The sequence below is a fragment of the Oerskovia douganii genome (genome assembly GCF_015142735.1).
Classification (GTDB): Bacteria; Actinomycetota; Actinomycetes; order Actinomycetales; family Cellulomonadaceae; genus Oerskovia; species Oerskovia douganii.
Genome location: NZ_JACSPN010000018.1, coordinates 72,752 through 87,122 on the forward strand (window position 1 = coordinate 72,752; position 14,371 = coordinate 87,122).

Annotated in this window: 13 protein-coding genes; 1 reads left to right on the plus strand and 12 read right to left on the minus strand. The window is 73.7% G+C overall.

Features of this window, described 5'->3' with window-relative positions; translation table 11 throughout:
* Positions 1-97: 97 nt before the first annotated feature.
* The 12 genes from H9623_RS13840 to H9623_RS13895 all read right to left on the minus strand — a co-directional run bounded on the left by H9623_RS13840 (position 98) and on the right by H9623_RS13895 (position 13,261).
* Entirely contained in the window at positions 98-742 is a 645-nt protein-coding gene (locus tag H9623_RS13840) for an NUDIX domain-containing protein (protein ID WP_193720621.1), read from the minus strand.
* A gap of 1 nt (position 743) precedes the next feature.
* Positions 744-2,420 carry a CTP synthase gene (locus H9623_RS13845; protein ID WP_321575444.1) on the minus strand — a complete coding sequence of 559 codons (1,677 nt, stop codon included), beginning with the start codon at positions 2,418-2,420 and terminating at the stop codon, positions 744-746.
* A 70-nt stretch (positions 2,421-2,490) separates the two neighbouring features.
* Positions 2,491-4,164, minus strand: a complete 1,674-nt coding sequence (murJ, locus tag H9623_RS13850; protein ID WP_227748657.1) for a murein biosynthesis integral membrane protein MurJ — start codon at positions 4,162-4,164, stop codon at positions 2,491-2,493.
* Positions 4,161-5,069, minus strand: a complete 909-nt coding sequence (locus H9623_RS13855) for a hypothetical protein (RefSeq protein ID WP_193720622.1) — start codon at positions 5,067-5,069, stop codon at positions 4,161-4,163. Before H9623_RS13855 ends, murJ begins: the two co-directional genes overlap by 4 nt.
* Before the next feature lie 5 nt (positions 5,070-5,074).
* Positions 5,075-6,121 (minus strand): copper transporter, encoded by a 1,047-nt coding sequence (locus H9623_RS13860; RefSeq protein ID WP_193720623.1) that lies wholly within the window; start codon positions 6,119-6,121, stop codon positions 5,075-5,077.
* A gap of 85 nt (positions 6,122-6,206) precedes the next feature.
* Positions 6,207-7,391, minus strand: coding sequence for a putative cytokinetic ring protein SteA (gene steA, locus H9623_RS13865; protein ID WP_193720624.1), 1,185 nt, complete (start codon positions 7,389-7,391; stop codon positions 6,207-6,209).
* A 5-nt stretch (positions 7,392-7,396) separates the two neighbouring features.
* Complete coding sequence (recN, locus tag H9623_RS13870; RefSeq protein WP_193720625.1) at positions 7,397-9,145, minus strand: DNA repair protein RecN; 1,749 nt, start codon at positions 9,143-9,145, stop codon at positions 7,397-7,399.
* A 2-nt stretch (positions 9,146-9,147) separates the two neighbouring features.
* Positions 9,148-10,140, minus strand: coding sequence for an NAD kinase (locus tag H9623_RS13875; RefSeq protein ID WP_193720626.1), 993 nt, complete (start codon positions 10,138-10,140; stop codon positions 9,148-9,150).
* The gene (locus H9623_RS13880) at positions 10,137-11,162 is read right to left on the minus strand and encodes a TlyA family RNA methyltransferase (protein WP_193720627.1); all 1,026 of its coding nucleotides are present in this window, start codon (positions 11,160-11,162) and stop codon (positions 10,137-10,139) included. The genes H9623_RS13875 and H9623_RS13880 overlap by 4 nt, the downstream gene beginning before the upstream one ends.
* Before the next feature lie 2 nt (positions 11,163-11,164).
* The gene (locus H9623_RS13885; RefSeq protein WP_193720640.1) at positions 11,165-11,395 is read right to left on the minus strand and encodes a hypothetical protein; all 231 of its coding nucleotides are present in this window, start codon (positions 11,393-11,395) and stop codon (positions 11,165-11,167) included.
* A gap of 109 nt (positions 11,396-11,504) precedes the next feature.
* The gene (locus tag H9623_RS13890) at positions 11,505-12,521 is read right to left on the minus strand and encodes an HAD-IIA family hydrolase (protein WP_193720628.1); all 1,017 of its coding nucleotides are present in this window, start codon (positions 12,519-12,521) and stop codon (positions 11,505-11,507) included.
* Positions 12,518-13,261, minus strand: coding sequence for a tetratricopeptide repeat protein (locus H9623_RS13895; RefSeq protein WP_227748658.1), 744 nt, complete (start codon positions 13,259-13,261; stop codon positions 12,518-12,520). Before H9623_RS13895 ends, H9623_RS13890 begins: the two co-directional genes overlap by 4 nt.
* On the opposite strand from H9623_RS13895, the gene H9623_RS13900 reads away from it, so the two are divergent.
* Positions 13,226-14,371: hypothetical protein (locus tag H9623_RS13900; protein ID WP_193720629.1), on the plus strand; the 1,146-nt coding region annotated here is incomplete at its 3' end. The two genes, H9623_RS13895 and H9623_RS13900, sit on opposite strands and share 36 nt — an antisense overlap.

The window sequence follows — 14,371 nt, forward strand, 5'->3', positions numbered from 1 at the left end:
CCCCCCCCCCCCCCCCCCCCCCCCCCCCCCCCCCCACGCCGCGGGCCCGACGGCGTGACGCCGTCGGGCCCTCGTGAGCTGTCCTGCAGGACGCGCCTCAGGCGCGCGGGTCTCCCCCACGCCGCTCGGGCCACGGCGTGTCCGCCGGACGCAGCGACGACCACCCGGTCGCGCGCGCCGCGGCGGCCGCCAGGATCCCGACGACGGCCGACGGGTTGTGCAGGTCCCCGGCGAGGACCGCGGACACCGCCTCGTCGAGCGGGACCCAGCGCAGCTCCATGCCCAGCTCCTCGGCCTCGCGCACGTGGCGCTCACCCTCCGGGACAGGTGACAGGTCGCGCGCGAGGAACACCCGCAACGCCTCGTTGCTGCCGCCCGGGGTCGTGTAGTAGTCCGCGAGGACGTCCCAGCGCGCGGCGCGCAGGTCCGCCTCCTCGCGCAGCTCGCGCGCGGCCGCGGCCTGCGCGTCCTCGCCGTCCACGTCCAGGAGACCGGCCGGCGGCTCCCACAGCTCGCGACGCACCGGGTGACGGTACTGGTGCAGCAGCAGGACCCGCTCGTCCTCGTCGAGGACGATGATCGCGACCGCCCCCGGGTGGTCGACGAACTCGCGCGTCACCACGCCGCCCTCGCCCAGGTCCACCTGCTCCGAGCGCAGGTCGAAGATGCGCCCCGCGTGCAGGACGCGCGCCTCGCCGACGTTCCGGACGACCGGGACGTCGGCGAGCGGGCGGGCCGTCACGTCAGGCCGTCCGAGCCTCGAGCGCCGCCGCGACCAGGCCCGCGAACAGCGGGTGGGCGCGCGTCGGGCGGCTCTTGAACTCCGGGTGGGCCTGCGTGCTCACGTAGTACGGGTGCACGTCGGCCGGGAGCTCGACGAACTCGACGAGCGACGAGTCGGGCGACGTCCCGGAGATGACCAGGCCGGCCTCCTCGAGGCGCGCCCGGTAGGCGTTGTTGACCTCGTAGCGGTGGCGGTGACGCTCCGTGACGGACTCCGCACCGTAGGTCTTCGCGACCACCGAACCCGGACGCAGCGCGGCCTCGTACGAGCCCAGACGCATGGTGCCACCCAGGTCGCCCGCGCCGTCGACGATCGCGAGCTGCTCCTCCATCGTGGCGACGACCGGGTTCTTGCTCTCCGGGTCGAACTCGCTCGACGACGCGTCCTCGATGCCGAGGACGTTGCGCGCGTACTCGATGACCATGGACTGCAGGCCCAGGCAGATGCCGAGCGTCGGCACCTTGTTCTCGCGCGCCCAGCGCAGCGCGCCGAGCTTGCCCTCGATGCCGCGCACCCCGAACCCGCCAGGGACCAGGATCGCGTCGGCGCCGCCGAGCGCGTCCTCGGCGCCCTCGGGCGTCTGGCACTCGTCCGAGGGGACCCAGCGGATCGTGACCTTCGCGTCGTTGGCGAACCCGCCCGCGCGCAGCGCCTCGGTCACCGACAGGTACGCGTCCGGCAGGTCGATGTACTTGCCGACGAGCGCGACCTCGACCTGGTGCTGCGGCTGGTGCACGCGCTCGAGGAGCTGCGACCACCCGTCCCAGTCCACGTCGCGGAACGCGAGGCCCAGGCGGCGCACGACGTACGCGTCGAGGCCCTCCGAGTGCAGCACGCGGGGGATGTCGTAGATGCTCGGGGCGTCGATCGCGTTGACCACGGCCTCGTTGTCCACGTCGCACATCAGCGCGATCTTGCGCTTGACGGGCTCCGGGACCACACGGTCCGCGCGCAGGACGATCGCGTCCGGCTGGATACCGATCGAGCGCAGCGCCGCGACCGAGTGCTGCGTGGGCTTCGTCTTGAGCTCGCCCGAGGGGCCGATGTACGGCACCAGGGAGACGTGCAGGAAGAAGACGTCGTCACGGCCGAGCTCGTGGCGGACCTGACGGGCCGCCTCGAGGAAGGGCTGGGACTCGATGTCGCCGACCGTGCCGCCGATCTCCGTGATGATCACGTCGACGCTCTCGCCCGCCTGGGCGCGCATGCGCGACTTGATCTCGTCGGTGATGTGCGGGATGACCTGCACCGTGTCACCCAGGTACTCGCCGCGGCGCTCCTTGGCGATGACCTGCGAGTAGACCTGGCCCGTCGTCACGTTGGACGAGGCCGGGAGCTCGACGTCGAGGAAGCGCTCGTAGTGCCCGATGTCGAGGTCGGTCTCGGCGCCGTCCTCGGTCACGAAGACCTCACCGTGCTGGAACGGGTTCATGGTGCCGGGGTCGACGTTGAGGTAGGGGTCGAGCTTCTGCATCGTGACGCGCAGGCCACGGGAGCGGAGCAAGCGACCCAGGCTCGAGGCCGTCAGCCCCTTGCCGAGGGAAGAGGCCACGCCGCCGGTCACGAAGATGTGCCGGGTGCTGTGGTCCGAGCGGCCGCCGTTGACGGCGAGGGGTCTGTTCAGGTGATCTGCCACGGAACTCCATGCTAACAGTGACTCGTCGACGTCGCGCGAACCTGACCTCCCGGAGAGGGTGTGATGACTCTCAGTCGGTCGCGGTCGAGCCCTGCGGAGCCCGACGACGCAGCAGCCCGACCACCGACGACCTGTCCGCGACGAGCGCCAGCCCCACGACGACCACGGCCGCGACCAGCGCGACCCCGACGCCCACGGCGAGCACCACGGCGACGTGCGCGCCGTCGGGCAGGAGGACCGCGCTGAGGCCCCGCCCTGCCGCTCCGCCGAGGGCCACGCCCACGACCAGCACCGCCACGGTACGAGGCACCCCCTGCACCGCTCCCGGGCCGGCGTGCCGGCGCACCGCGAGCAGCAGCAGGACCCCCGCGACGGTCATGCCCACCGCGGTCGCGAGGCCGAGGAGCGCCAGCACCCGCACCTGGTCCCCCTCTCCGAGCGTCGCCGGGCCCACGACGGCCAGCACGGCGACGACGGCCCAGCCGGTCGCCGTCGCGACGACCGCGGCGCGCTGACGGTCCAGGGCGTAGAGCGCGCGCGACAGGTGCAGGATCAGGGCGAAGCCCACGATGCCGGGAGCCATCGCAGCGGTGGCCGCGCCCAGACCCTCGACGGACGAGCCGGAGACGACGGCGAAGAGCGACTCGACCGCGGCGGAGGCAGCGACGAGCGCAGCCACCCCCACCCCCGAGACGAGCAGGATGGTCCGCGTGGTCGACGCGAGCAACCTGTTGAAGAGGTCGTGGCTCCCCTGCGCGACGTGCTCGGCCAGGCGCGGGAACGCGCTCGTGGCGAGCGGGAACGCGAGCACCGCGTACGGCAGCAGGTAGACCTGCTGCGCGAAGAAGTACGTCGGGAACGTCTCCTCCGGACCGAAGTTGTTGGCCGAGTACATCGCCGCGAGCACCGACACCTGCTGCGCGACGAGCGCCCCCACGCCGGCGAACGCCAGGTTGCGGGCCCGGACGCCCTCCCCTCCGGGGAAGCGCAGGGTCGGGCGCAGCCGCGTCCCGGTCCGCGCGACGGGGACGATCAGCGGCAGCGCCAGCGCGGCCACCCCCACGGTCGTGCCCCAGCCCAGCCACGCGATCGCGGTCGTGGACAGCGCCGCGACGTCACCCTGGTTCCCGTCCGCCATCCCCGCGAACACCAGGTACACCGCGATGACCACGAGACTCGACACGAGGGGCGCGAACGCCTGCCAGAAGAAACGCTTGTGCGCCTGCAGGATCCCCCCGAGGATCACCGCGAAGCCGTACATCGGGATCTGCAGGGCGAACACGCGGACGAACAGCGCCGTGACGTCGATCAGCTCGGGATGCGTGTTCATCAGCACGTACGCGATGGGGTAGGCCAGCGCCGCGAGCAGCGCCCCGAGCGGCACGAGGACCAGGAGGGTCCACCCGAGCAGCGCCGAGGCGATCTTCGAGACGTCGACGCGTGCGCCCCGTGCGATCGGTCCGGCGAGCAGGGGCACCACCGCCCCCGCGAGCGCACCACCCGCCGCGACCTCGAACAGGACGTTGGGCAGGATGTTCGCCGAGGTGTAGGCCGCACCGATGCCCTCGGTCCCGACCGCCGACGCCATGACGAGCGACCGGGCGAAGCCGACGAGACGGCTCGCGATCGTCACGACCGTGATCATGAGGGCAGCACCCGCGAGCGTCTGCGTGCCCGCGCGCAGCCGGGAGCCGCGGGCGGTGCGTGGCGCGGCGGCCGGGCCCGGCGTCACGTCCTCGCTCAAGCCGGTGCGTCCTGACCGGGCGCGGACTTGTCGTCGAGCCCCGCCGGGGCGGGCGCCTGCGCCGAGGCCGCCGGACGGCGACCCCACTGGTCCACGCGGCGCAGCACCGGGCTGCCGTCGATGACCTTCGAGAAGCTGACCTTCTCGCTCGCGACGTTCAGGCCCAGGATGCCCGCGAGGGCGAGCAGGCGCACGGCACGCGGCGCACCGAACGCGATCTGGGTGCCGACGAGCGCACCGAGCGCGTTCGCGCCGCCGTCGCCCAGCATGTCGCGCTCGCCCAGGTCGCCGGGCGCCGCAGCGGCCGCAGCGCCGAGCACCGCCCCCGACGTCGCCCCCACGGACGTCACCGCGAGCGGCACGGCGAGCGCGACCCCGGCCTTGAGCGCACGCCCAGGACGCAGGTCGAGCAGGTTGAAGAGGTTGGCGCCGAGCGCGACGATCGACCCGTTGACCGCGACGTCCGTGAGGTAGCCGAACGTCGAGCCGGTCCGACGCGTGCCGACGAAGGCCGCGGCGAGGGACGTCGTCCCGATCCCGAGGACCTTGAGCCCACCCGTGGTGACCCTGCCCTGGAGCAGGGCACCCACGTGGCCCTTGATCCCCTTGGTCCGGGTCGAGGTGTCCTCGGCGAGGTCGTCGACCAGACCGAACGCCCCGCCGCCCGCGGTCGCCAGCGCGACCGCGGTCCGCGTGCGCGCGTCCGGGCCCGCGACGAGCGCACCCGTCACGAGGCCGGACGCGACCGCGGGACCTTCGAGCAGGCTGATCGGCTCACCGCGATGGTTGGTCCGCGTCCAGCGGTCCGGGCCACCGGGCGGAGCCGTGTCGAGGAGCGCGCGCGTCGTCGCGGTCGCCGCGGCGGACGCGAGCGTCGCGGCGACGGTGCGCAGGAAGGTGCCCATGGACGTCATCCCTCCGTCTGCGGGTCGTTCGCGATCGCGTCGCTCGCCGTGTCCGCGGTGCCCAGGGGCGAACGGTCCACGGGCGGGAGCTGCACGGCCGGCGGGATGACCGCGGTCGCGCCCTCCTCGAAGCCGAACTGGCCCACCTTGTCTCCCAGGCGAGCCGCCAGGGCGAGCGGGACGGAGATCTGCCCGGCCGGCGCCTCGATGCCGCTGACGGTCGAGAGCACCGCGGCGAGGTCGGCGTCCGCCGTGATCGTCGAGATCAGGTCACCGGGCACGGGGGTCGAGCCCGCGACGAGCGACCCCTCGGAACGCGCCTGCGCGGCCTGCGCGAGCAGGATCTCGACCGTGACCGCGTAGGCCTTGGCGTCGTCCACGGCCGCTGCCTCGGTCGTGCCGTCCACGGGCACGGTGGACGCCTGGGGCTCGAGCAGGAGGATCACGTCCGCGGGCGTCTCCTGCGGCAGCACGACCTCGATGAGACCGGCCTCGGCCAGCTTCTGCTCGATCAGCACGGCCTCGGAGGTGCGTGCCTCGGGCGCCGCGAGCTGCTTCGCGGAGAGCGAGGTCGCGAGGGCTGCGGCGAGCTTCGCGTCCGTCCCCGCCTCCTCCACCCCGGACACCAGGTTGGCGACGTCGTTCGCGGCGACCTTGCGGGCGTCCTCCTGGTCCTCGGCCGTCCAGTCCCCGCCGAGACGGACGTGGCCGACGACGCTGGCGCCCGATGCCTCGAGCTGCTCCTGGACGGCCTCGTAGCGTTCTCCGTCGACCTCCCCGAGGTCGACCACGGCGACCCGGCGGTCCTGGAGGGCGCCCTCGACCAGCTGCGGTCCGGCGGCGACGATGAACTCCTCGTTGTCGGCCGCCTCCAGGTTCGTGGCGTCGAGCTCGTCCCGCAGCTCGTTCCGCTCGAGACGCAGCTGCTCGACCTGCCCCGTGAGCTGGTCGCCGATGGCGCCCTGCAGCGGACCGGCGCCCAGGATGATCCCGACCGCCAGCGCCAGGAAGACCGAGATCAACGAGACGATGTGGTACCTGAAGTCGATCACTGTGCTGTTGCGTCCTTCGTGTCCGTGCGGGGCGACGTGCGGGCGGCGCGCGTCGAGGGGAGGTGGAGGTCGTTCGCTCGCAGGGTCACACGCCCCCGAACAGTGCGCCGATCCACGACATGAAGTCGTCGAAGCGAGCGCCGATGATACCGAACACGGTCTGTCCGGCAGCCGTGGACCACATCGCCATGATCACGGCGAACAGGCCCGCCAGCGACAGCAGCGTGAGCTGAAGGTTCGAGATCCGGTGCTGGTAGAGGCGCGAGACACCCTTGGCGTCGACGAGCTTGCCACCGACGCGCAGGCGCGTGAGGAAGGTGCTCGCCATGCCGGAGCGTCCCTTGTCGAGGAACTCGACGAGCGTCGCGTGCGTCCCCACGGCGACGATGAGCTCGGCGCCCTTGTCGTCGGCCATGAGCATCGCGATGTCCTCGCTCGTGCCGGTCGCCGGGAAGACCACGGGGTCGACCCCGAGGGCCTGGACCCGCTCGAGACCCGGGGCCTTGCCGTCGCGGTAGGCGTGCACCACGATCTCCGCGCCGCACGCGAGCGCGCGGTCCGAGACCGAGTCCATGTCGCCCACGATCATGTCCGGCTTCCAGCCGGCGTCGAGGATCGCGTCGGCCCCGCCGTCGACCCCGATCAGCAGAGGTCGGTACTCCTTGATGTAGGGGCGCAGCGTCGCGAGGTCCTCGCGGTAGTGGTACCCGCGCACGACGATCAGGACCTGGCGGCCCTCGATCTCGGTGCGGATGTCGGGCACGCCCACGCCGTCGAGCAGGAGCTCGCGCTCGCGCCGCATGTAGTCCATGGTGTTCTCGGCGAAGCGCTCGATCTCCTCCGAGAGACCCGCGCGGGCCTCGTCGAGGCTGACCGCGATGGTCTCGGGGGTCTGCCGCACGCCCTCGGCGAGCAGGTCGTCGCCCGCGAACACCTTGCCGTCCTCGAGGCGCAGCTCGCGACCGTCGGAGATGCTCATGATGCCGCTGCCGAGGTCGTCGATCAGGATGATCCCGGCGTCGACCAGGATCTCCGGCCCGAGGTTCGGGTAGCGACCCGAGATCGACTTCGCGGCGTTGAGCACCGCGAGGGGCTTGGCGGTGACGAGCGCGTCGGCCGCGACCCGGTCGATGTCGAGGTGGTCGATGACCGCGACGTCACCGGGCTTGAGCCGCTTGGTGAGCGCCTTGGTGCGGGCATCGACCCGGGCGGGGCCGCTCGTTCCCGGCTCCGCCGCGTCGGACGTGGTTCTGCGCAGAGTGATTCTCATCGCGGCTATCGTCCCACGACCGAGGACTCGAGCAGTTCGAGCGCGTGCTGGCGGGCGGCGTCGGACTCGTCCTGGCCGGAGAGCATGCGCGCCAGCTCACGGACGCGGTCCTCCCCCGTGACCTCGCGCACCCCGGTGACCGTGACCGGGTCGACACCGTCGGCGTCGCCCGACGACTTGGTGACGACGAGCTGGGAGTCGGCGAACGCCGCGACCTGGGCGAGGTGCGTCACCACGACGACCTGGGCCGTGCGGGCCAGGGACGCGAGACGCCGCCCGACCTCGACCGCGGCCCGGCCGCCGACGCCCGCGTCCACCTCGTCGAAGACGAACGTCGGCAGGGGCGCGGCGTCGTCGGTGCCGGCGTCCGCCCCCGACGTGGCCAGGGCGACCTCGATCGCGAGCATCACGCGCGACAGCTCACCGCCCGAGGCCCCCTTGCCGAGCGGGCGCGGCGGAGAACCGGGGTGCGGCACGAGCGAGAGCGTCACGAGGTCCGCGCCCCACGGGCCGGGCTCGTCGGCGGGGACGACGTCGACCACGAGGCTGGACCCACTCATGGCGAGGCCGGCGAGCTCGTCCGTGACGGCCGCGGCGAGCCGCTGACCCGTCGCGGTGCGCGACGCGGTGATCCGGGCGCCGAGCCCCGACAGCAGCGCCGTGAGCTCGTCGGCCCGCTCGGTCATCGAGCGCAGACGTTCGCCGCCGTCGTCGAGGTCGAGCAGCCGCAGCCCGGCGTCGCTCGCCCAGGCGAGGACGTCGTCGATCGTCTCGCCGTAGGTGCGCGTGAGGCCGCCGAGCGCGGCGAGGCGCGTGTGCGCCTGCTCGAGCCCGCCCGGGTCGGCCTGGAGGTCCTCGACGTAGCCCGAGACCTCGGTCGCGATGTCCGCGAGCACGTACCCGACGCCGGCGATGCGCTCGACGAGCCCCGCCAGGCTCGGGTCGAGGTGGCTCGCGGTCTCGAGAGCGCGGCGCGCCCGCTCGACGGCAGAGGTCGCGTCCCCGGGGACGTCGCCGCCGTCGAGGGCGTCGTCGCCCACGATCGCGTCGTGCGCGGCCTGGGCCCCGAGGCGCAGCTCCTCGGCGTTGCCGAGGCGGGCGACGAGCGCGGTCAGCTCGGTGTCCTCACCGGGCTGCGGGTCGACGCGCTCGATCTCGGTCAGCCCGATCCGCAGCAGCTCTGCCTCGCGTGCGCGCTCCTGCGCGCGCGCGGTCAGGTCGGCGATCTCCTCGAGCAGCCCGCTGCGCTCGGTCCACGCCGCGCGGTACTCGTCGAGGAGCTCGGCGTGCGCGCGCCCGGCGAACGCGTCGAGCGCGGCGCGCTGGTGACTCGGGGTGCGCAGCCGCAGCTGGTCGGCCTGGCCGTGCACGGTCACGAGGTCGTCGGCGATCTCCGCGAGCACGCCTTGGGGCACGCTGCGCCCGCCCAGGTGCGCCCGCGAACGCCCTTCCGCGGCGACGGTGCGCAGGACCACGACGGTCCCGTCGTCGTCGACGCTCCCGCCCGCCTCGTCGATCCGCTGCCCGACGGCGTCACGTCCGCTCACGCGCAGGCGACCCTCGACCACGGCACCGGTCGCCCCGGGGCGGACGGACGACGGGTCGGCCTTGCCGCCCATGAGGAGGCCCAGACCGGTCAGGACCATCGTCTTGCCCGCTCCCGTCTCCCCGGTGATGACGGTGAGCCCCGGGTGGAGCGGGACGCGGGCGGAGCGGATGACACCGAGGTTCTCGATCGAGATCTCTTCGAGCACGGTCAGTCCTCCTTCGGGTCGGTGGCGGGGGGTCGGCTCCCGAGCCGGGCGGCGTCCACGGCGTCGGTCGCGGCCTTGCGGGCCACGCGTGCCGCGTCGGCGGCGTCCTCGGCCACGCGGCCGCGCCAGCCCACGACGGGCAGGGAGAACTTCGAGACGAGGCGGTCCGTGAAGGGCGCGGTGGACAGGCGGGCCAGCAGGATCGGGGAGTCGCCCCGCTCGACCTCGACGCGGGCACCCGCCGGCAGGTCGATGCGTCGACGCCCGTCGCACGTGAGGACGGCCGCGCCCGAGCGTTGGAGCAGCTCGACCGCGAACGTCGAGGTCGGTCCCACGACGAGGGGGCGCGCGAACAGTGCGTGCGCGGCGAGCGGGACGAGCAGCATCGCGTCGACGTCGGGCCACACGACCGGTCCCCCCGCGGAGAACGCGTGGGCCGTGGAGCCCGTCGCGGTGGACATGACGACGCCGTCGCAGCCGAACGACGACAACGGCCGGCCGTCGACCCCGATCGCGACCTCGATCATGCGCTCGCGGGACGCCTTCTCGACGGTCGCCTCGTTGAGCGCCCAGCCGATCCGGGGCTCGTCCTCGCCCGGCAGGGTGACGCGGACCTGGAGCACGCCGCGCTCCTCGACCACGTAGTCGCGGGCCGCGAGCCGCTGCACCGCGGCCGGCAGGCCCTCGCGCTCGGCCTCCGCGAGGAAGCCCACGTGACCGAGGTTGACGCCGAGCAGCGGGACGCCGGTGCCGTGCGTGAGCTCGGCGGCGCGCAGGATCGTGCCGTCCCCGCCGAGGACCATGACGACCTCGGACTCCGCGACGCCCTCGCGCGTGCGCAGCTGGGCCATGTGGTCGCCGAACGTCTCCGCGAGGTCGTCGTCGTGCAGCCCGACCTCGAAGCCCGCGTCCTGGAGCTCCTTGACCGCCTCGTGCAGCGCGACGACCGCCTCGGGCCGTCCACCGTGCGTGACGATCAGCACTCTCCTGGTCACAGGGCTCCTCCGGTCGGTCGGTGCTGGTCCGCGGCGGCGCCGCGGTCCTGGGTGGGTGCCCCGTCGTCGGGCACCGTCTGCGAGTCTTGCAGGTCTGCCGGCCCCCGAGGGGCCGGCGGCGACGTGACGTGGCCGACGTCTCCCGTGCGGGGGTCGTCGGCGGGCTCCCCGACCAGCGCCACCAGGGGGACGGTCTCCACGGGCGAGGACACCGCGCGGGCGACGGCGCGCTCGAGCTCGTCCCGGTCGGCGCGAACCGACCCTCCGGAGGCCCGCAACCACACGAAGAACTCGCGGTTGCCGCTCGGCCCGGGCAACGGGCTGGGGACCACCCCGAGCGGGCGCAGGCCGAGGGCGTCCGCCTCGAGGGCGACGTCGAGCACCGCGCGCGCGTGCAGCGCCGGGTCGCGGACCACTCCCCCGGCGCCGAGGCGTTCGCGCCCGACCTCGAACTGCGGCTTGACCATGAGCAGCAGGTGCGCGCCGGGGCCGACGACCGCGGCCACGGGCGGCAGGACGAGACGCAGGGAGATGAACGAGAGGTCCGCCACGACGACGTCGGGAGCCTCGTCGAGGTCGTCGGGCCTGAGGTCGCGGACGTTGAAGCCCTCGCGGACCACGACGCGCGGGTCCTCGCGCAGGCCCGGCACGAGCTGGTCGTGGCCGACGTCGACGGCCACGACCCGACGTGCTCCACGGCGCAGCAGGACGTCGGTGAACCCGCCCGTCGAGGCGCCCAGGTCGAGGCAGGAGGCCCCGGTGACCACCGGGGCGGCCCCGGGCGCGGTGGCCGCGACCGCGTCGAGCGCCCCCGCGAGCTTGAAGGCTGCCCGTGAGGCGTAGCCGGGGTCCGTGGGGTCCTGCTCGACGACGAGCACCTGCTCGTCGCCGACCGGGAGCGAGGGCTTGGAAGCGGTACGGCCGTCGACCGTGACGCGGCCCGCGACGACGAGCTCGGCGGCCTGGCGCCGCGACCGGGCGAGGCCACGGCGGACGAGCTCGGCGTCGACGCGTGCGCCCACGCTCAGTCCTCCGCGTCCGCGAGGCGCTCCTGGAGGGCCTCGTGGACGGCGTCGAACACGGCGACGTGGTGGCTCAGCGGGGCGTCGTCCAGCTCGTCGAGGCGGCCGAGGGCCTGGGCGACCGCGTCGTCGGCGGGCTCGTCGCCCGACGGCGGCGCGACGGGCCGCACGTCCCCGGGGGTGGGGACGGGGGGCTGGGTGGGGGCGCCGTCGTCGACGGTGTCCTGCGCCATGCGTGGACCTCCAGTCCGTTCCAGGGTGCGGGGCGTCGCACCGGTGCGGCCTCGCGGCTCACGCCGCAGCTCGCCGCACCGGTGCAACGCTACCGGTCAGGACACGATCTCAGGGGTTGCCGACAGCCAGCTCGGGGACGGTGTCGGCATCCACCGAACCGCCGGCGTCGACGGTCGCCCAGGCCGCGCCGCACGCGGCACGGATCAGGTCGACCCCTTCGGGACCGCTCAGCTCGAGCGTGCCGTCGGTCACCCGCGCCGCGCCCTCCCCGCACGTCCACCAGCCCTCGGCGCCCTGGGCGGGCGCTGCGTGGGGCTCCAGGAGGCTCAGGAGGTCCGCACCGATGTAGTGCGGGCGCATGCCGGCGTCGGCGAGGACCGCGTCGCGGCCGCCGTTGACGCCCGTCAGCACGTGCAGCCCCGGGTACCCGCCCGACCGCGCCCCCGCGAGGTCGGTGTCCAACCGGTCCCCGACGACGAGCGGCGAGGAGGCCCCGGCACGCTCGATCGCGAGCCGGTACATCGTCGGCGAGGGCTTGCCCGCGCTCGACGGCTCGACGCCCGTCGCTGCCTGCACGGCACGCACGAGCGAGCCGTTGCCCGGGGCGAACCCGCGGGCGGTGGGCAGCGACAGGTCGAGGTTGCTCGCGACGTGCCACGCACCTCGCTGGACCGCGTACGCGGCCTCCGCGAGCTGGGCCCAGCCGAGCTCGGGCGCGAAGCCCTGCGCGACCGCGACCGGCTCCTCGTCGGCGGTCTCGACGATCACGAAGCCGGCGTCGTGCACGGCCGTGAAGAGTCCGGCACCGCCGACGACCAGGACGCGTGCGCCGGGCTCGAGGCGGGTCCGCAGGAGCGCGGCAGCGGCCTGGGCGGCCGTCAACACCTCGTCCGAGGACGTGGGGATGTCCAGCTCGGTGAGCTGGGAGGCGACCGACTGCGGCTCGCGCGACGCGTTGTTCGTCACGAACACGAGCCGCATGCCCGCGGCGCGAGCCCCCCCGAGGCCGGTCGCGGCGTTCGGGATGGGCTCGTGCCCGCGGTAGGCGACACCGTCGAGGTCGACGAGGGCCAGGTCGTAGCGCTCTGCGAGCGGGACGTCGCTCGAGATCAGCCCCAGGCTCACTTGGTCTCCTCGTCGTTCTCCGTGCCCGACGCCGCAGCGTCCGTCTCGTCCGCGGGCACTGCCGCGGACGTGGTGGCCGTGGCGTCTTCGCTGTCCTCGTCGTCCTCGTCGTCGCTGTCCTCGTCGTCGATCTCGACGGCGTCCTCGGTCAGGTCGTAGACGACGACGTCCTCGTCGAGCGAGGTGCCGAGGGCAGCGGCGAGCGCGCGGGGGTCGACGTCCGCGAGGATCGCGGCAGCCTCCTCCAGGCGACCGGCAGCCTCCAGGACGCTGGCCTTGGCCTGCAGCACGCGCAGCGCCAGGTCTCCCTGCGCGTCGGCCGCCGGGATCTGGTCGAGGACCGCGAGGGCAGCCTCGAACTCACCGAGATCGACACGAGCACCGCTCACGACGAGGGCGAGCTCGGTGCGCCCGGTCGCGTCGAGGGTCGACGCCTCCTCGGACGCCGCCAGGGCGATCGCCCGCTCGGGACGACCAAGGCCACGCTCGGCGTCCGCCATGATCGGCAGGTGCTCCGACGAGCCGTTCAGACGGCGCACGGTGCGCAGCTCGCGCAACGCCTCGGCGTACCGGCCCGTCTGGTAGGCCGTCAGGCCGGCAGCCTCACGGACCACGTCGACGCGGCCGGCGCGACGCACCGCGGCCTGAGCGTGCTCGTACGCCAGCTCGGGGTCGGAGTCGATGAGCTTGCCCGCCATGACCAGGTGGCGGCCCACGACCGTGGCGTTCTCCTTGCTCAAGGTCCGCAGACGACCGCGCACGTCACGGTCGAGGTCCGAGAACTGCACCGCCTCGTCGATCTCCGGACCGGCGTGACGCTGGTCCTGCGGCGGGCGCGACTGGCGCTCGCCCTGGTCGGCAGAACGCTGCGGACGGTCACCGAAGCTCTTGCGCTCACCACCACCGGACTGGGGGCGGTCACCGTAGGAGCGGCGCTCGCCAGAGCCCGAGGACTGGGGGCGGTCGCCATAGGAGCGGCGCTCGCCAGAGCCCGACGACTGGGGACGGTCACCATAGGAACGACGCTCGCCACCACCGTAAGAACCGCCACCCGACTGCGGGCGGTCACCGTACGAACGACGCTCGCCACCACCGGACTGCGGACGGTCACCGTACGAACGACGCTCGCCACCACCGGACTGCGGACGGTCACCGTACGAGCGACGCTCGCCACCACCGGACTGGGGGCGGTCGCCATAGGAGCGACGCTCGCCACCACCGTAGGAGCCACCACCCGACTGCGGGCGGTCACCGTAGGAGCGGCGCTCGCCAGAGCCCGAGGACTGGGGGCGGTCGCCATAGGAGCGGCGCTCGCCAGAGCCCGACGACTGGGGACGGTCACCATAGGAACGACGCTCGCCACCACCGTAAGAACCGCCACCCGACTGCGGGCGGTCACCGTACGAACGACGCTCGCCACCACCGGACTGCGGACGGTCACCGTACGAACGACGCTCGCCACCACCGGACTGCGGACGGTCACCGTACGAACGACGCTCGCCACCACCGGACTGCGGACGGTCACCGTACGAGCGACGCTCGCCACCACCGGACTGGGGGCGGTCGCCATAGGAGCGACGCTCGCCACCACCGTAGGAGCCACCACCCGACTGCGGGCGGTCACCGTAGGAGCGGCGCTCACCGGAGCCCGACGACTGCGGGCGGTCACCGTAGGAGCGACGCTCGCCGGAACCGTAGGAGCCACCACCCGACTGCGGACGATCACCGTACGAGCGGCGCTCACCGGAGCCCGACGACTGCGGGCGGTCGCCATAGGAGCGACGCTCGCCGGAACCGTAGGAGCCACCACCCGACTGCGGACGATCACCGTACGAGCGGCGCTCACCGGA

What these genes read in the sequence shown, in the direction of transcription:
- H9623_RS13855 (WP_193720622.1), bottom strand. Translation starts at nt 5,069, where the DNA reads ATGGGCACCTTCCTGCGCACCGTCGCCGCGACGCTCGCGTCCGCCGCG.
- steA (WP_193720624.1), bottom strand. Translation starts at nt 7,391, where the DNA reads ATGAGAATCACTCTGCGCAGAACCACGTCCGACGCGGCGGAGCCGGGA.
- H9623_RS13885 (WP_193720640.1), bottom strand. Translation starts at nt 11,395, where the DNA reads ATGGCGCAGGACACCGTCGACGACGGCGCCCCCACCCAGCCCCCCGTC.